The following is a 16,388-nucleotide window of genomic DNA, read 5'->3' as shown; positions in this document are numbered from 1 at the left end:
GACCCCGATGAAAGAACAAAGGCCCCGCAGCGCGAAGCATGCAGAGCCCTTGGAAGGTTGGTCCCTTCTTTCATCCCACCACAGCAGCGAAAAGTCAACAGGCATGCATGAGCGGCTTGCTCCTGCGTGTCCTCGCAATCCGGCGCTCAACGGCCCGGAAACAGGGATGCTATGCCATGAATATGCCAATCGAACGCAGTCTAAACGCCCCGGTCACGCCGGTTGGTCGTGACCTATCCGGGATGCCCGAAGCCTTCCGCAGGGCCTACGGCCCCACAGAAGCGTTTCCGGATGATCTAATGGGGGAAGTCATTCGCGAAGATTACCCCGTGCTCGCTTACCGCGGTCAGCGTCGGATCAATCCAAGGTCGCGATCTTCATGCAGAATCTTCGCCGTGTATCCCGACCTTGAGACCGGCTTGCCACGTATCTATGGCATGGACAGTAAAATTGAACACGGCAACTTGGTGGTCACGCTGATCGATCCGAGAGTTCGCCAAGTCCAAGAGCAATTCGGTCCGGTGAAGTTTCGCAAGCCGGACGGAACGAAGGGCACGCATTATTTCGACCTGCTGATCACCTACAAGACCGGACGCAGAGTTGCGGTTGCTGTGAAACCAACGTCTCGCCTGGCATCTGGTCGCTTTCTAGCCGAGCTGGAACAGATTCGGCGTGCCGTGGTGCCAGACATGGTGGATGAAGTCCGTTTGGTTACGGAGCAGTGCTTTTCACGTACTGCAGCCGTGAATGCGGCGACCTATCTGCGGTTCTCTCTGTGCCCGGATGCTGAAGCTGACGCTCGCCTCGAAGAGACGGTGGCAAAACTCGACGGCGAGTTCACCATCACCGATCTGATTATTCTCAGCCGTACCGGCTCGCGAGGGTTCCGGGCTGCAGTCCGTGCCATCTTTGAAAGGCGCCTCGGCCTCGTCAGTACCGGAAGCATCAACCTCCACTCGATCGTTCGGAGGCCGCAATGACAATCCGGATGAACTTCGATAGGGTCACACGCTATTATATCAACTCGGTTCCATATTTTTTCGAAGAATCGGACGATCAGCACGCGTTCTTCCGACGAGATGACGGATCTGCCGCGGTCGAGCGTTTTACCTGGCCGACGCTGCATGAGATCGTGCAGCAACCAGAGTGGGACTACGAGAAGCGATCTAAAAGCGTGGACGAGGCGAAGTCTCGACCTCAGCCCCACATCGGCCTCTCTGCTTTATCGCGGACGAACCAAACTCTTGTCTGTAACCGGTGGTTTTTCGTCTGTGGTCTGACAAGGAGGTATTCGGAAGGTGGACTGACCCTTCGACCCGATGGCGTCGGACAACATTACCCTCACATCAAAGCCTATGCCGCAGAGGAGTGGAAGACATTCCATGAGATCTACGGGGCTAAGTACTTCAGCTCGAACGGCAACAGCTTTGGCTTCGACGCATCCCCGGCAAGCATCTTGCGGTGGTACCGCGCTGTCAAAAAAGCCGGTGGCCGTATGGATGCGCTTATCGATAAGCGCGGAAGGGCCTCCAAGCTCGATATCAACCAAGACAGCTACCTTTTCATCCAACAGCAACTCAGAGAGTTTCTCCTGAACCAGCGCCACACAGGCCGTGAAGTCGTTGATAACACGATCAACGCGCTGCGTCGCGAAAACGAGCGACGAGAGGCCGCCATGCTTCCGCTGTTACAAACACGTGGAAAGACAGCGCTGTGGGAATGGCTGAAGCGTTTTGATCGCTTGGAGGTCGACGCTGGTCGTGAGGGCAGCGCGATCGCAAAGCGCCGCTACTTGGGTGTTGGCAAGACCAATCGGGCAACCCGTCCTGGTCAGACATTCCAAGTGGACGAGTGGGAGATTGATGCGCGTACGATTATTATGAATGGGCCTATCAGAGAGGGGCTCGATCAGAAGACGATCGACCGGTTGCCACGCGGGCGTCGATGGCTTTACGTCGTCCTGGACGTCGCGACCAGATACATCGTGGGTTTGCTCGTTGCGTCATCACAAAATTCAGCGTCAGCCATTCGAGCGCTGGAAATGTCTACACGAGACAAGTCGGATTTGGCAGCTGCCGCAGGCGCGGAGTCCATTTGGCACGGATTTCCATTTGAAGGCGTCGAAAGCGACACCGGATCTGCTTTCCGCGCAGGCGCGACCACTCGAGCGGTCAATGAGACATGTGCCGCCTACTCCTATCCCACCGTGGGAGAGCCACAGTTTCGCGGGACGATCGAGCGCCCATTTTTGACTTTCACATACAGGGTGATGCCCTATCTGCCTGGACAAACCTTCGCAAACCCCAAGGAACGCGGCGATTATCCGACGGAGGAAACGGCCGTCCTGACGGACGACCAATTGGCCCTGATCTTCATTCGGTATGTTGTCGACGTCTACCACAACACGCCCCATGCCGGGCTCTTCAGAGAGACGCCTGCGGCGGCGCTGGAGCGTCTTAGCGGCACCGTCGGACTTCCCCCGCAGTTGCCCCGCTCCATGCGGAGGAGGGCTTTCGGGATATCGCTCGATCGAAAGGTAACATCAAAAGGCATCACATTGCTCGGGGTGGCCTACAACTCCCGCGAACTGCAAAAGCTCCGGCGCCGGGCAAAGAACACGAAGGTCACGCTTTACCTAGAGCCCAACGACATAGGAACGATCAGCGTCTGCACCGGGAAAGAATGGCTTGAGGTCGAGTGCAGCGTCGAAAATTTCCACGGGGTGAAACTCGACGAGTGGGTTTCCGTCGGGAAAATTCTAAGACGCCGATACGCCGGGCAAGCGGCCCTGGCTGCTGACACCATATCGGACGCCCTTCAGGCAATGCGCTCCCGCGCAAATGAAGCCATGCGTATCATGGGCGTGCTACCTCAACAGGCAACTGCGAAGGATATCGCGCGCCTGGAAAAGGAACTCTACCTCGGCCTGTCTGTCGTCGAGAATGAAATACCGGAACTGGACGCGCTCGATTTGGCTGACGACGGGATCGGCTACGTCATCGGCGACCCTGACGCTGGCCAAGGCGGAGCGCTACCGGGCGACGCACCTTCCACATCAGACGATGAAGAAGTCGATCTCGATGACCCTGAGGAAGATACCGACTGGTGGCAGGAAGGAGAGGATCTATGACTCTCGCCCTCCGACCGAGCGACGTTGATCGCAGAGTTCAGGCACTGCGCCGCGACATTTTCATCGACCACGCTGACGCGCAACGCATTGCGCGTCAGATAGAAAACTCGCTTAGGGAGTTTATGGCCGCAAGAGAACTTGGACACCCCGCCGACGCTCGGGGTGTCGTCGTTCTTGGGCGCAGCGGCACCGGGAAGACCAAGAGCGTTCTGCGCGCTCTCGAAACGCTCGGTCTGCAACGGACGGCCGTAGGGCATTCTCCGCGCGGTCACGTGTTCGTTCCGCTTCGGGACGATGTGACCCTCCGCAAGCTCCGCATGCTGATTTCGTTGGAGTATGGCTGGACGCCGAAGGCCCGAGATTCCGCAGAGGACATATGGCAGTATGTCGCCGCCTACATCGAGAGATTGGAAACTCGAGTTCTGGTCTTGGACGAAATCCAGCATGTTCGTGCCGCCGGGGCCAGAGACCGCCAGTCCATGCGGGACGCCCTCAAGTCACTGGTACAGCCCCAGAAAGGGCAGGTCGTCCCCATCCTGATCGGCACCCCGGATTTCGCGGAGATCCTCAACTCAGACCAGCAGTTCAAGCGCCGGTACAGCGTCGTGCATATGACCGACCTTGATCCTGGCGTGGACGCATCGCGCGCAATCAAAATTCTAGCGTGCTACTGTCAGGGAGTGGGCCTGGAACTTAGCAAGACCGTGAAGACACGAGATTTCGCCGAGAGGCTGCTTCACGCATCCTATTACGCGTTCGGCGAATTGTGTGAAATCTGCATCTTGGCCCTGAAAGCGGCACTGGTCGCAGGCAACAAGGTGCTGGAGATTGAGCATTTTCGATCAACCCACGCGCAACGGTTCGACTGCCTTCCAGAGATGAACCCGTTCATCGCTGAAGACTTCGTCAGCATACCCGCAGATGTCAACCTGGACAGGTGAGGGGAGTAGCTTTGCACATGGAAACTCAAGCGATCTCTGCGCTCCCGATCGCCTTGGCTGCCACGGTGGGCGAGCCGGCATTCTCGACCTTGTCCCGAAACGCTTCGGCAAATGCTTCGCGGTCTACCGCCGAGTTTTGCACGGCAATGGGACTTGGCAAAGCGGCTATCTGTGCAGGTGACCCGCAGCATCTCAAAGCCCTGGCGGCGCTCACCGGCTCGTCTGGCTCAGACCTGATCTTACACAGTCCACGCAAGGTCAGTGAGAAATACACTGACCTGCATGGGCAGCGTTTTCTGACCCGGTCCATCCGCAAACACGATCTGTCCATTTGCCCCAACTGCTGGCTGGAGGATCTGTCGTCGACGGGTAGCCAAGCGGACGGCTGTGCGATCCGATGGCAATGGCTGCCACGTTTCATGCCCTGTTGCAGCCACCACGAAACAGCGCTGATTGAGCTGCCTTACGCAGATTACACGACCTGCTATGATCATGTCCTGCGCGCCGAACTGTCGGGTGGATGGTTACATCGATTGGAGGAACGGGTACAACGGCAAGCGCTGTCGGACTTCGAACGCGCGGCTCTTCTGAGACTTGAAGCTGACACGCTGATGATCGACTGGTTGGGTGATATCCAGATCGACACCTTGGAGCGATGGTGCCTGGGGCTGGGCGCCTTTATCGCCGAAGGCACCTTACGACCCAATGCGTCTCCACCTGCAAGGCGGCGCGAGCTCACTGAGCTGGGATTCTCGATCACGCGTGTGGGCCACGGGAAACTGCTAGATGAGGTCGACCAAGCGCTCGGACGTCATTCGACAAGGCTCAGTAAGACCTGGTTCCACGGCTGGGCGCTTCAGGCCTCAATGCGGGACGAGCGGCAAGCGTTTCGGGACATCATGCTGGGCCTTATCAAGGATCAAGGCGACTACTGCCTGTTGTCCAGACATCATTATGCCCCGTCCCAAGTGCAGGTGGATGCCTGCATCAAGAAGCTTGCAGAGACAACCGACCGCTCCAGAAAGTGGGTAGGGCGTGCGTTGATCCTCGACGGCTTTTTACCGGATGGGCGTATTCCCGACGGTTTCAATGTCAGATCACTTCTCAGGGCATGCACCGCGCATATAACAACACTGGCGACGAGCTTCGGGGCGGAGCAGAGCGCAAAATTTCTGGGCATCGGGATCACCATGTTCGACGGTCTTGTGTCAGAAAGGGTGGTCACGTGCATTGCGACAAAGGCATTCAAGAAGCCGCGTTTCAGTATTGATGTGCTGGATGATCTTCTCAAGGGAATGGAAGCTCAGGCGACATTTCACTCCTGCCATGCTGTCCGCCACGACATGATCAGCCTTTCGCATGCCACATTCGTCTTGCGGTGTCCGGCGGGGCAAATCCTTTGCTTTCTCGAGGCGGGTGAGCTGCCCGGTTCCTATATTGACCGAACTGCGATCGGGCTGTCGGGGCTCCGAATTAGCCATAAAGAGCTGCTCGCCGCGATACGTCGCCAAGAGCGTTCCGACATGACGTTGGAGGAGGTGCGGCAACGCCTGGCGCTAAGCAGCCGCGAAATTCGACAAGTTGTTTCTGCTGGATTACTCCCATCGGAGCGGCGACGTCGCAACGGACTGCGAGCCGCCGCCGAACTCGTCACTTATGACGAACTCGAGGCATTCCTCGAGAAGTTTCAAACGCCGAAGACAGCCGCCCAACACCTCGGTGTATCGCCGATGGCAATGATGATGCGGATCAAGGCCGCGGGGCTTGGCTCGGCAATTTCGGGAGGTGATGCGCGGGTGTATGAGCGCGCGGCGATTTTGAAACTCTGACACCTTTTTCGGGCCTCGTTACCTGAACTTGGAAGCCTAGTGCATGCCCAACTTGTTATGAGTGCTGACTTGTGTAGGCTGACCGAAGCTACACTATCTCCCACCCAATACTAAATGCGCAGGAGATCTAAATGAGGAGCAGTCCCGGTGACGCCCAAGCGCGATGTTGAGAAATCTTTACAGCGTTGACGTGGCACCACCGGTAGCGATGGCGGTGAGCGGACACGCAGCGACTCGGCGCAGCATTTTTCGTAGTGGACGTTCAGCGAGGGCGTATTGTTAGAACGATGTGATAAGCAGGTCGGGCGGGCAACTGCCATGTGCGTTGCAGCTTGGCAGCTGCAGTAACCGTCTCAGAGCTACGATGTCTTGCGGCTCATGGTAGCGGCTTCGGACGCGATCCGGGGAATGTCGGAGCTGTGGATACCGATATCCGCCCGTTCCGGGTCGGACATTGCCGAAAGCTCGCGCCATGTCCGGTCGTAGACTGCTCTTGCCCTGCGCCGCTCTGCATGGTCGGCCCTAAACTGTTGGATCGTATTGTGGAGCCCTTCGAAGGGATGTACGGTGAGAATGTTCTGAAGTGTCATGGTCTTAGGTCTTTCGTTTCAAATTGTGGAATTGGATCCACCGCGTATTGCGAATGATGGCGACTGGTCTGTTCTGGATTGGCTTGCTGTTCGCCACTTGACCCTCAGTGTGGACCAAGTCTGAGAGCGATCTTGTCCCGGACAGGCAGTGATTATGGCATCTGCAGGCGCAGACCGCAGTGGTCAGGCCGTTGCGCCGCCTACAGATTTCTTGCGACTGAATCTCGCGTGACAGTTAGACAATCCGGCCTTGATCGACGTGGCAAGATATTCGCTGCGCATCCGGTGCGCCTGCTGGATGATCTTTTGAACTTCGACCCGGGTGGGTGTCTCGAATTGTGATTGCGTATTCATGGTTCGGTCTTTCGTGTTGACTTTGCGTCTTTGCTTGACACGAAGATATGGGCCAAATGCCAAATCCCTAACCATAGACGGTATGCTATGGCTGCATGGCGAAGTGTCTATTAAAGTCGTCGATGTCATGGCTTCCGGGAAAATCAAAGAAAGAGGTCAGCTTCAAATCTACTTTGGTGCTGCCTTACCTTAGAAAACATGCGATTTTTCGTTGAAGGCATATACGAAGCGTAGCGTCCGACTATGCTGGAACCAACTGAGCGTAATGGGTGGGTACTTCGGTTGAATGACCAAAGTGAAATAGCTGCAGACTTGGCGCAGGTCCGGCAACGTCTGGCCAGTCTTGAAGCAGAACGACGTGAACTTCAGCGTCAGATAGCGGCACTCGAGGTTCGACTTGCCTCCAAGGAGAGGTCATCGGTACAACAACCTGGTTTCGGAATCGCCCCAATTACGAACAACTCTACTTCCCGCGAGAAAGTAAAACTTTTTCGCCGTCTTTTCGCCGGTCGACCTGACGTATTTCCCACAAGATGGGAAAACAAGAAGACCGGTAGATCCGGGTACTCCCCAGCTTGCGCCAACGAATGGGTGAAAGGCATTTGTGGAAAGCCAAAGGTCAAATGCGGTGAATGTGGTCATCAGAAATTCATTCCACCTGATGAATCCATCATCGAAAAACACCTGCGCGGCGACGATGGCCGAAATGGAGATTTTGTAGCTGGTGTTTACCCTTTGCTGCCCGGTGATACCTGCTGGTTTTTGGCGGCGGATTTCGACAAGGCATCGCCTCCCGTGAATCCGGAGATTATCAGATCAGCAAAATTCTGCCAAAGGAGTGCTAGGCCAGACAGACAATTTGGCAATGCCATGCTACTTATTCGTCAGTGCAGGTGGGGATTTTGTGAGTCAAAATTGTATCGCTACAATTGACCGTATTGTAGCACATTCAACCGCAGCGTTATGTTGTTAGAGTCTTATTTTTTTGGGGATTTGGATATGTTACGTTTTTTTGCGATTGCAGCCTTGGTATCTGGCCTGGCGAGCGGCACAGTAAGTGCCTCCACCATTGTCGATGATTTCAATGACACCAACAAGTCCAACTGGACCGATGTCCTTGGCAGCACGACCCACAACGGGACAAGTGTATCGGGGACCAATTTTGCGCTCTCGACCCTCAATGGCGCAACCGGAAATAGCTATTCGGTAGATGTCTCGACCAGCGCTAGCGGGACGGCCTTTATCGGGATTGCGTTGGGTGTCACCTCGGCTGACGACACCTTGATGGTCAAGATCCAGAACAACAATGGGTCCAGCGGCTTCGATTCGATTTTCTTTTACCGCGCGGTGGTCGGGAGCTTGCCTGCCGTGTCCGGGGAATACCTTAAACTCCTTTCAAACCCTGCAACCAGCGGCACCTTTTTCGTGACGCAAAATGGCGATGGCACAGTCACGGCCGGCTTCAATGGCGAAAGCTTCACCGAGACTCTCTCCACAATGTTCGCCGGTACCGGTGTTGGGCTTGCGTTCTATGGATCAGCAACAGCGGACAATTTCACAAATCTTGCACCGGTCTCCGCTGTCCCGCTTCCCGCTGGCGCAGTCGTGCTGCTGACCGGCCTTGCTGGGCTCGGCGCTGTCGGATCGCGTCGAGGCCGCCGCCTGGCAACGGCACGCCGCGTCGTCTGACATTGCGAGGCTTGAAGGCCACGGTCGCTCGTGCGGCCGTGGCCTTTTAACAGGCCGCTGAATTAGTCGACGCGCGTGAACGATATTCTACCGAAGGAATAAATGCGCTTAAAGGTTGAGATTGCCGCCGATTTGTGAAGCGATCAAGCCGTTTGGTTAACATCTTCCCCGCCCTGAAGGACGAGGATTTCCCATCAAGCGACAGCGGCATCGAACCGTTGTCTCTTGAGTCGAGTTGACGCTTCAAAGGCGGCTGATGCCGACTTGAATATCTGCAAAATAGGTTTTCCAGATTTACCAAGAACCTGGTCGTGCTTCGTGGGGGCATGTCAGCTAAAGATCGAAAGGTCGCCACGGCGGCTATGAACGTTGAGGATCATGAGGAGCGCCTGATCCTCGCGACAGGGCGCTACATCGGTGAAGGTTTTGATGACGCCCGCCTCGATACTCTATTCTTGACGATGCCGATCTCTTGGAAGGGCACTCTGGCGCAATATGTCGGGAGGTTACATCGGCAACATGATGCAAAGAAGGACGTCCTGGTGGTCGACTATGTCGACAGTGCGGTGCCAGTTCTCTCCAGAATGGCCGCCAAACGACGAACTGGATATCGCGCTCTTGGGTACATTTTGGAATAGATAGCTTATCCCATTGGCTCCGCTCAGTAACCCAACCCGGGTAATTCATCCCGATTATCCACGAAAAAGACCCATTTTACCGTCTATTTCTAAAATCCAAATTCTCCGTCACGCAAATGCGCGCAGAATGGCCGGATCAGATCATTTTGGGCACCGGACTTTGGACCGCACGGCCCACATCCGTGGTCGAGGTCCTGATCGGCCCGGACTCCAAAGCACTTTACAGGCTGGTCGGTCGCCTGCACTGGCGGCGCCGCTCCGGCGCCCATTCAATCGTGCTGCACCGGAACGGAACCGCGGTTGTTCTGCGGAGCAATTTCTTTGACGCAGAGGACGGCGCGGGCGCCATAGACGGATGCCACTTATCACAACCTTAGTGGTGGGCGCGAGCAGCTTGAAACTTGGCGGTAATTTCTTATCTTCTGGCAGTTTAAGCGAGCAAGCAAAACGGAGACTTGAGTGATGAGCGACGCAAGCGTGAAAGAGACTTTTTCGTTCCAGACCGAGGTCGGTCAACTGCTCGATATCGTGGCAGGCTCCCTTTACTCCAATCGCGAGGTTTTCCTGCGCGAACTTGTATCGAACGCCTCGGATGCTTGCGACAAGCTGCGCTATGCCGCCCTGACCAATCCCGCGCTGGCACAAGCTGCGGATGCGCTGGCCATAACGCTGGCAATCGACACAAAGTCCAAGACATTATCGGTGTCGGATAATGGCATCGGGATGAGCCATGCGGATCTGCTGGAGACACTTGGCACCATCGCCAAATCCGGCACGGGCGCTTTTATCGAAGCACTCAAGGCCGAAAAGAAGGATACCGTCGGCTTGATCGGGCAGTTCGGGGTCGGCTTCTATTCCACCTTCATGGTCGCAGACCGGGTCGATGTGCTGACCCGCAAGGCTGGCGAAGAAAAAAGCTGGCTGTGGTCGTCGGACGGCAAGGGTGAATTCTCCATCGAGCCTGCCGAGCGGGACGCGAACGGCACGATCGTGACGCTGCACCTGAAAAAGGATGCCAAGGAATTCGCCGAGGACGCACGGGTCCGTCACATTATCAAGACTTACTCCGAACACATCAGCTTCCCGGTCAAGCTGGGCGAGGAAACTCTGAACGCGGCTTCTGCGATCTGGACGCGCCCGGCCAAGGATATTTCGGCAGAGCAGTACACTGAGTTCTACCGCCACACGTCGCACGCCTTCGATGAACCGTGGCACGTCATGCACAACCGTGTCGAAGGCACGGTCAACCACACCAGCCTGCTGTTCATACCGTCAACTCCGCCGTTCGATCTGTTTGATGGGGAGCGCAAGAGCCATGTAAAGCTCTACGTAAACCGCGTTTTTATCTCTGAAACGACGAAAGACCTGATCCCGGCGTATCTGCGGTTTCTGCGTGGTATCGTCGACTCGCAGGATCTGTCGTTGAACGTCTCGCGCGAGATGCTCCAGACCGACCCTACGCTGGCCAAGATCAAAACCTCGATCACCAAGAAGGTCCTGAGCGAGCTCAAGAAAAAGGCGACCAAGGCGCCCGAGGAATACGCCGTGTTCTGGGCGAACTTCGGCGCAGTTCTGAAAGAAGGGTTGGTCGAAGATGCAGGTTTGCGCGACCGGATTCTCGAGGTCTGCCGCTTTGCGTCGACGCAAGGGAGCGATGTCATCAGCCTTTCTGACTACGTTGGTCGTATGAAAGACGGCCAAGAGGCGATTTACTACATTGCGGGCGAAAACGCCGCCAAAGTGGCACAATCACCGCATCTTGAGGGCTTCAAGGCCAAGGGCGTTGAAGTGCTGCTGCTATCTGACCACGTCGATGAATTTTGGTTGCAACACGTCACGGAGTTCAACGGCAAACCGCTCAAATCCATCACACGCGGAGCGGCGGATCTGGACGGAATCTCTTCGGCAGACGACAAGACTGACAAAGACGAAAACGCAGCCGATCTCGACGCCTTGATTATGGTTTTCAAGGCCGAGCTTGGTGACGCTGTCAAAGACGTACGCCCCTCAAAGCGCCTGACGGGCAGCCCCGTCTGTCTCATTGCTGATGAAGGGGACATGGACGTCAATCTTGAACGCCTGCTCAAACGGCACGGACAGTTGCAACAGGGCATGCCGCGAGTATTAGAACTGAATCCGACCCATCAAGTGATTATCAAGCTTGCCGAGCGCGCGAAAGGCAGTGACGCGGGATCGGATGCATTGCTCAAGGACGCAGCTCACCTGCTTCTGGATCAGGCGCGCATCGTGGAAGGAGAGGACCTGGCGGACCCGTCCGAGTTTGCGCGCCGCCTCGGCGTGGTGATGGCACAGGCTTTGTGAGCGGGAATTCGTGCGCGCGAAAGAAAAAACACCTTAGGTTCAAATCGTTTGCCTTCATGTGAGGGGAAGCAATAGGTCAAAGGCTTGCCGTGTTCCCATTTAACTTTCACCTCTCTGATCGCATCAGCGACCTCCTTTGCGAAGCATCGCAGACGAGCCCGCAAGTCGTGTGATCCCCCAATTACGCGGTGGTCCCTGAGAGAAGAGGTGCATATTTACAGAGGTTTACGAAGCGGTCGGGCGCTCCGAGCTTTTCAGGGGCCCGACACCTGCACGACATCAAAAGATAAGGAAGGTCTGATCAACGTTCCCGGCTGCGCGAGGCTGCCGCCTGAGCGCTTTGGGGGGGGCCTTTCGGAGGCGGAAGCGGTCTAAGTCATGCTCTCAATGCCGCTCTTTCGGCCTGACACCCGTTTCCGGGCAGACTCGTGCTCATGCCATCAGCTTTCGTCGCGCCAGAAACAGGTTGCCGAGCGCAAACAGCGTGAAGAGCTGAGCCCGGTTTTTGGCCAAGCCGCGGTAGCGGGTCTTCACATGGCCAAACTGGCATTTGATGACACGGAAGGGATGCTCGACCCTGGCCCTTACCTTGGCGATGATGCGGTTGGTGCTTTCCTCGAGTGGATGCAGCTTGCCGCCCTTTGGGGCCTTGCGCATGACGCCCCAGAACTGGCCAGGGCCACTGAACGCGGCCGCGCGCTCCGCACTGACATAACCCTTATCGGCCCACACAGAGGTCTCGTTGCCGTGCAGCAGCGCATCCCAGACCTGACTGTCGTGCACCTTGGCCGTTGAGGTCTCAACGCTGTGGATCACGCCGCTCTCGGCGTCGACGCCGATGTGGGCTTTCATGCCGAAGAACCAGTCGTTGCCCTTCTTTGTGGACGACATCTCGGGATCTCGCGCCTTCGCCTTGTTCTTGGTCGACGACGGCGCATCGATGATTGTCGCATCCACCAGTGTGCCCGAGCGCAGGGTGAAGCCCTTGTCGGCGAGATGCGTATTCACTTCCGCAAAGATCGCCTCGGTCAACCCGTGCCGCTCCAGCAGGTGGCGGAAGTTGAGGATGGTGGTCTCATCCGGAATCCGGTCGTCGCCCAGCTCGATCCCGGCAAAGCGGCGCATAGCCTCGCTGTCATAGAGCATCTCCTCCGCCATCGGATCGCTCAGGGCATACCAATTCTGAAGGAAATAGACGCGCAGCATGGTCTCAATCGGCATCGGTGGGCGCCCGCCCTTCGGTCCGGCTTTCGGATAGTGCGGTGTGATCAACCCCAGCAACAGACCCCAAGGGACAACTGCCTCCATCTCGGACAGGAAAACCTCGCGCCGCGTCTGCTTCTTCTTCATCGCGTCGCGCAGGCCGGGAAATGCAGGTTGCTTTGGCACCTCAAAGGCTCCTTGGAGGGGATGCCCAAGTTTACCAGATCATGCCAAAAAGGGGAGGTTTTTCAGACCTTCCATAATGTTACATATAAACGCGCTGCACCCAACGCCCTGCAAAAATGGCAGGGCTCCGAATTAGCCATAAAGAATGCGGCTTTGCGCATCCGCCGGATCGATGACGTGCTCAGTCACATGCTCGCCGCTCAGCAGCTGCGCGAGGAGGGTGGCGCTTCCAACTTAGAGCAGGCGAAACGCATAGAGCGATTGTGCCAGGTTCACCCGCGATTTGGGATGTCGGCGAAGCGGATGCTCGCAGGCAACGTCCTCACATCGAAGGGTGATCCGAGGTGAGGCATGAGTCCCGAAGCTTTGTTCACGTCCGTTACTGAGCAAATCGCCGAACCTAAGATCAGCCGCATCGAAGCACCCGCGCCGTGAAACTGGACACCACCGCAGGCGTCAAGAGGTGAGACGGGCGGTTATACTGAACCACGTCGATGGCAACATAGACGGCACACGCGATAAGTGCGTTACGTAGGATGGCATCGAAAATTAGCGGGTTTTGGCGTAGCCTCACGCCCCATTCCCAGAGGGAAATATTGCTCTAAGCCGCGAACCGCTTTCGCAAAGCTGATAATAGATGGGTAGCTCCAGGTCCGAGCACACGATCGCGGGCGTGAGCGGCAAAGATAGTCAAACCGTCGCGCGGCGCCGTGTCGTCCTGGATCACCAGTTCGACGAGTCGCCCGTCACCCAGCGCATCGGCAAACAGATGCTCCGGCATCCGGCACCAGCCAAATCCCGCCAACACGAAGTCATAACGTCGGTTCAGATCCGCGAACCGCCAGAGCCGCGCGCTGGCCAGACCATAGTTCTGACCTGCGGGATCCACCGGGTCGGACAGCACGAGCTGTACATGCGGTTCGAGTTCGTGGGTCGAAACCGGCTGCCGTACCGTGGCCAGCGGATGTCCCGCGCCCACGACTGGCCGCATCACGGTCCGTGACAGAGGATACGCTTGTTTGATGGTTGCCAACTGATCTGCAGACAAGTGATCCACGACGGGTGCGTTTTGCGCAGCAAGCCAGCGCCTGTGTTCGTCAAACCGCTGGTCCACTCGCACGGCTTAGATGCGCACTCGGCGCAAAGCTTCAGTGTGATCCTTGGTTTTCAGAGAGAAGGTCTCGTCGCATTTTTGATAGCTTGCGACTAGGTCCTTGGGCACGGCGGCGCGGTGATAATAAACAGCGCCACGGCGATAGGGTCAGGTATGTCCTGACATGCTTTCTAGGGTACTCACTGTAACACCTCAGCGTGACAGTTCCCCAAAATTACCATGTAAAATCACCAACTTACTGACCTAAAAGGACTTTTGTGGTGAATGGTGGAGCCTAGGGGGATCGAACCCCTGACCTCCTGCATGCCATGCAGGCGCTCTCCCAGCTGAGCTAAGGCCCCATTCCAGTTTCCGTTTCCGGCGGTGTGCGAGCAATTACGCAAAGCGGCGGCCGGGATCAAGAGGAAAATCCAGGCCGACGCCGATTCATTTCACGACATCAGTCGTCGTCGGTCGCAACATCCTTGATGTCGTCCAGCGAGACGTTCTCATCGTCGTCCTCATCTTCGAGAACATCATCGTCGTCCAGCTCGACATCGACATCATCGTCGTCGTCCAGCACATCGACGTCTTCTTTTTCTTCGACCTTGGATTTGCGCGATGCTCCATCTGCCGCATCCGCGGAGATCTGACCACGCTTGCCGTGATCCAGTTCCACGACTTCGCCCGTGTAGGGGCTGATGATCGGGGTCTTGTTCAGGTCATAAAACCGCTTGCCGGTCGTCGGGCAGACGCGTTTGACGCCCCATTCTTCTTTGGGCATGGGAAGTCCCTCTCGTTGCTTGGTCCAATGGGCTTGGTCCAATGGGATTGGTCCTGTGGACGATCCGGGCCAACTGCCATAACAGTATGCCAGTGTCAAAGGCTTCTTGGCCCCGAACCTCCGAGGCGTTTATATGGGTGATATCACGCTCTGGGGCAACCCCCCGATCCCTGTGCTGCTGCGCCGCTCTGCGCGGGCGCGGAGGATTTCCTTGAGGCTTTCACAGTTGGACGGGCGAGTGACGCTGACCCTACCCAAGCGATTGCCTCAGGCGCAAGCACTGGCCTTTCTGCAGGAAAAGGAAAGCTGGCTGCGCCGTCACTTGGCGGATCAGGTCAGCAGCGTGAAAATTGCCCCCGGCGTCCTCCTGCCTGTAGAGGGTGTTGAGCACCGCGTCTTTCCCGGGGAAGGGCGTATTGTCAGGACATTTCAGGCTGAAACAGGATCAGAGCTGCATGTGCCCGGTCCGCCGGATCGTGTGGCTGCACGACTTAACGGCCATCTCAAGGCGCTGGCACGGGATCGTCTTGCGGTGGCATCCGATCTTTACGCGGCGCAGCTTGGGCTGGATTACACGCGCCTGACGCTGCGCGACACGCGATCGCGCTGGGGGTCCTGCACGGCGGCCGGGGGGCTGATGTATTCGTGGCGGCTGGTGCTCGCCCCGCCCGAGGTGCTGGCCTATGTTGCCGCACATGAGGTCGCGCACTTGGCCGAGATGAATCATTCGCGTGCTTTCTGGGAGACAGTAAGTCGCATTCACGGGGACTGGCAGGCACCGAGGCAGTGGCTTGGCGAGCATGGCGCAGGCCTACACCGCTATCGGTTTGAGGATTGACCGTGCTCACGCTTGTGATCACAGTCTGGCCATGCTCAGTCCCTTTCGCCCCCCGGAAAAATCTGTCGATACCAAGGTGTCGGCGCATGACCGTGTCTATCGTGGACTGCGGTCGCGAATTATGGTGGGGCAGATGGGGCCGGGCGAATCGCTGACCCTGCGCGGAATCGGGCGCGATTTTGACGTCTCGATGACCCCGGCGCGCGAGGCGGTGCAGCGGCTTGTGGCCGAGGGGGCGCTGTCGATGTCCAATTCTGGCAGGGTCCAGACGCCCGAGCTGAGCAATGAGCGGATCGAGGAGCTGGCTGCCTTACGGTCCCTGATCGAGGTTGAACTTGCCAGCCGCGCCCTTCCACGCGCCCATATCGCTCTGATCGACCGAATGCAGGCGATCAACAGCACCATTTCGGATGCAGTGTCCAACCGGGACGCGGTGGGATATATCCGCACCAATCTAGAATTTCACCGCACCCTCTATCTTCGCGCGCAAGCGCCCGCGATGCTGGCCATGGCGGAAACCGTATGGCTGCAGCTGGGGCCGACCATGCGCGCGCTCTACACCCGCATGCGCCGCAATGAGGCGCCGCAGTATCACAGGTTGATCATCGCCGCGCTGAAAGCAGGGGACGAGCCGGGGCTGCGGTTGGCTGTGCGCTCCGACGTGACGCAGGGATTGCGGATGCTGACCACCTGACAGGCGATCGGAGCCCGCGCTTTTTGGGCTGCTAGTGGTTGTTTGTGAAAACTGAACATCCGGGATGAGTGGATTTTCCGCGCAACAGCAGCATGAT

Annotated in this window: 16 protein-coding genes, 1 tRNA gene and 1 pseudogene; 11 read left to right on the top strand and 7 right to left on the bottom strand. The window is 57.2% G+C overall.

What is annotated here, in order from left to right; translation table 11 throughout:
- The first annotated feature begins 176 nt into the window (after positions 1-176).
- The 4 genes from P775_RS09440 to P775_RS09425 are packed head-to-tail and all read left to right on the top strand — an operon-like array spanning position 177 to position 5,900.
- Positions 177-980 carry a hypothetical protein gene (locus tag P775_RS09440; protein ID WP_143520855.1) on the top strand — a complete coding sequence of 268 codons (804 nt, stop codon included), beginning with the start codon at positions 177-179 and terminating at the stop codon, positions 978-980.
- An 8-nt stretch (positions 981-988) separates the two neighbouring features.
- On the top strand, positions 989-3,130 hold the full coding sequence (locus tag P775_RS09435; protein ID WP_180287387.1) for a Mu transposase C-terminal domain-containing protein: 2,142 nt from the start codon (positions 989-991) through the stop codon (positions 3,128-3,130).
- Positions 3,127-4,071 (top strand): TniB family NTP-binding protein, encoded by a 945-nt coding sequence (locus tag P775_RS09430; protein WP_099910759.1) that lies wholly within the window; start codon positions 3,127-3,129, stop codon positions 4,069-4,071. The genes P775_RS09435 and P775_RS09430 overlap by 4 nt, the downstream gene beginning before the upstream one ends.
- A gap of 17 nt (positions 4,072-4,088) precedes the next feature.
- Positions 4,089-5,900 carry a TniQ family protein gene (locus P775_RS09425; protein ID WP_099910758.1) on the top strand — a complete coding sequence of 604 codons (1,812 nt, stop codon included), beginning with the start codon at positions 4,089-4,091 and terminating at the stop codon, positions 5,898-5,900.
- Between the two features lie 359 nt (positions 5,901-6,259).
- On the opposite strand, the gene P775_RS09420 is transcribed toward P775_RS09425, so the two are convergent.
- On the bottom strand, positions 6,260-6,490 hold the full coding sequence (locus P775_RS09420; protein WP_099910757.1) for a YjiS-like domain-containing protein: 231 nt from the start codon (positions 6,488-6,490) through the stop codon (positions 6,260-6,262).
- 183 nt (positions 6,491-6,673) lie between these two features.
- Positions 6,674-6,844, bottom strand: a complete 171-nt coding sequence (locus tag P775_RS28020; RefSeq protein WP_180287386.1) for an RSP_7527 family protein — start codon at positions 6,842-6,844, stop codon at positions 6,674-6,676.
- Positions 6,845-7,087: 243 nt separating this feature from the next.
- On the opposite strand from P775_RS28020, the gene P775_RS09415 reads away from it, so the two are divergent.
- From P775_RS09415 to htpG, 4 genes are all read left to right on the top strand, one after another.
- Positions 7,088-7,777: a TOTE conflict system archaeo-eukaryotic primase domain-containing protein gene (locus P775_RS09415; protein ID WP_218967655.1), complete on the top strand. Its 690-nt coding sequence runs from the start codon at positions 7,088-7,090 to the stop codon at positions 7,775-7,777.
- 66 nt (positions 7,778-7,843) lie between these two features.
- Positions 7,844-8,533 carry a VPLPA-CTERM sorting domain-containing protein gene (locus P775_RS09410; protein WP_143520854.1) on the top strand — a complete coding sequence of 230 codons (690 nt, stop codon included), beginning with the start codon at positions 7,844-7,846 and terminating at the stop codon, positions 8,531-8,533.
- A 362-nt stretch (positions 8,534-8,895) separates the two neighbouring features.
- Entirely contained in the window at positions 8,896-9,171 is a 276-nt protein-coding gene (locus P775_RS09405; protein WP_218967654.1) for a hypothetical protein, read from the top strand.
- 462 nt (positions 9,172-9,633) lie between these two features.
- Positions 9,634-11,493: a molecular chaperone HtpG gene (htpG, locus tag P775_RS09395; protein WP_099910754.1), complete on the top strand. Its 1,860-nt coding sequence runs from the start codon at positions 9,634-9,636 to the stop codon at positions 11,491-11,493.
- Between the two features lie 432 nt (positions 11,494-11,925).
- Here htpG and P775_RS09390 read toward each other — a convergent pair whose 3' ends face one another.
- Positions 11,926-12,843, bottom strand: coding sequence for an IS5 family transposase (locus P775_RS09390; RefSeq protein ID WP_099910867.1), 918 nt, complete (start codon positions 12,841-12,843; stop codon positions 11,926-11,928).
- Positions 12,844-12,903: 60 nt separating this feature from the next.
- On the opposite strand from P775_RS09390, the gene P775_RS09385 reads away from it, so the two are divergent.
- Positions 12,904-13,230: a hypothetical protein gene (locus P775_RS09385; protein ID WP_099910753.1), complete on the top strand. Its 327-nt coding sequence runs from the start codon at positions 12,904-12,906 to the stop codon at positions 13,228-13,230.
- A 253-nt stretch (positions 13,231-13,483) separates the two neighbouring features.
- Here P775_RS09385 and P775_RS09380 read toward each other — a convergent pair whose 3' ends face one another.
- From P775_RS09380 to P775_RS09370, 4 genes and pseudogenes are all read right to left on the bottom strand, one after another.
- Positions 13,484-13,939, bottom strand: a complete 456-nt coding sequence (locus tag P775_RS09380) for a substrate-binding domain-containing protein (RefSeq protein WP_281256068.1) — start codon at positions 13,937-13,939, stop codon at positions 13,484-13,486.
- 66 nt (positions 13,940-14,005) lie between these two features.
- Positions 14,006-14,128 (bottom strand): annotated as a pseudogene (locus tag P775_RS29795) (DUF6538 domain-containing protein); the annotation flags it as partial.
- 133 nt (positions 14,129-14,261) lie between these two features.
- Positions 14,262-14,337, bottom strand: a tRNA-Ala gene (locus P775_RS09375).
- Positions 14,338-14,435: 98 nt separating this feature from the next.
- Entirely contained in the window at positions 14,436-14,759 is a 324-nt protein-coding gene (locus tag P775_RS09370; protein ID WP_099910752.1) for a TIGR02300 family protein, read from the bottom strand.
- Between the two features lie 133 nt (positions 14,760-14,892).
- Here P775_RS09370 and P775_RS09365 point away from each other — a divergent pair, with 133 nt between their 5' ends.
- Together P775_RS09365 and P775_RS09360 are read left to right on the top strand one after the other, a co-directional pair.
- Positions 14,893-15,597 carry a M48 family metallopeptidase gene (locus tag P775_RS09365; protein WP_099910751.1) on the top strand — a complete coding sequence of 235 codons (705 nt, stop codon included), beginning with the start codon at positions 14,893-14,895 and terminating at the stop codon, positions 15,595-15,597.
- A 31-nt stretch (positions 15,598-15,628) separates the two neighbouring features.
- Positions 15,629-16,291 (top strand): GntR family transcriptional regulator, encoded by a 663-nt coding sequence (locus P775_RS09360; protein WP_099910750.1) that lies wholly within the window; start codon positions 15,629-15,631, stop codon positions 16,289-16,291.
- Positions 16,292-16,388: the final 97 nt, after the last annotated feature.

Source organism: Puniceibacterium antarcticum, from assembly GCF_002760615.1.
GTDB classification, from domain to species: Bacteria; Pseudomonadota; Alphaproteobacteria; order Rhodobacterales; family Rhodobacteraceae; genus Puniceibacterium; species Puniceibacterium antarcticum.
The sequence above is the reverse complement of the archived record's forward strand: the minus strand, read 5'-3'. Positions and strand labels throughout refer to the sequence as shown.

Excerpts from the sequence above, each read along its gene's own strand:
- P775_RS09440 (WP_143520855.1), top strand. The coding sequence starts at position 177 with ATGAATATGCCAATCGAACGCAGTCTAAACGCCCCGGTCACGCCGGTT.
- P775_RS09385 (WP_099910753.1), top strand. The coding sequence starts at position 12,904 with ATGCCCAAGTTTACCAGATCATGCCAAAAAGGGGAGGTTTTTCAGACC.
- P775_RS09420 (WP_099910757.1), bottom strand. The coding sequence starts at position 6,490 with ATGACACTTCAGAACATTCTCACCGTACATCCCTTCGAAGGGCTCCAC.
- P775_RS09415 (WP_218967655.1), top strand. The coding sequence starts at position 7,088 with ATGCTGGAACCAACTGAGCGTAATGGGTGGGTACTTCGGTTGAATGAC.
- P775_RS09365 (WP_099910751.1), top strand. The coding sequence starts at position 14,893 with ATGGGTGATATCACGCTCTGGGGCAACCCCCCGATCCCTGTGCTGCTG.
- P775_RS09410 (WP_143520854.1), top strand. The coding sequence starts at position 7,844 with ATGTTACGTTTTTTTGCGATTGCAGCCTTGGTATCTGGCCTGGCGAGC.
- P775_RS09430 (WP_099910759.1), top strand. The coding sequence starts at position 3,127 with ATGACTCTCGCCCTCCGACCGAGCGACGTTGATCGCAGAGTTCAGGCA.
- P775_RS09390 (WP_099910867.1), bottom strand. The coding sequence starts at position 12,843 with ATGAAGAAGAAGCAGACGCGGCGCGAGGTTTTCCTGTCCGAGATGGAG.
- P775_RS09360 (WP_099910750.1), top strand. The coding sequence starts at position 15,629 with ATGCTCAGTCCCTTTCGCCCCCCGGAAAAATCTGTCGATACCAAGGTG.
- P775_RS09435 (WP_180287387.1), top strand. The coding sequence starts at position 989 with ATGAACTTCGATAGGGTCACACGCTATTATATCAACTCGGTTCCATAT.
- P775_RS28020 (WP_180287386.1), bottom strand. The coding sequence starts at position 6,844 with ATGAATACGCAATCACAATTCGAGACACCCACCCGGGTCGAAGTTCAA.
- P775_RS09370 (WP_099910752.1), bottom strand. The coding sequence starts at position 14,759 with ATGCCCAAAGAAGAATGGGGCGTCAAACGCGTCTGCCCGACGACCGGC.
- htpG (WP_099910754.1), top strand. The coding sequence starts at position 9,634 with ATGAGCGACGCAAGCGTGAAAGAGACTTTTTCGTTCCAGACCGAGGTC.
- P775_RS09425 (WP_099910758.1), top strand. The coding sequence starts at position 4,089 with ATGGAAACTCAAGCGATCTCTGCGCTCCCGATCGCCTTGGCTGCCACG.
- P775_RS09405 (WP_218967654.1), top strand. The coding sequence starts at position 8,896 with ATGAACGTTGAGGATCATGAGGAGCGCCTGATCCTCGCGACAGGGCGC.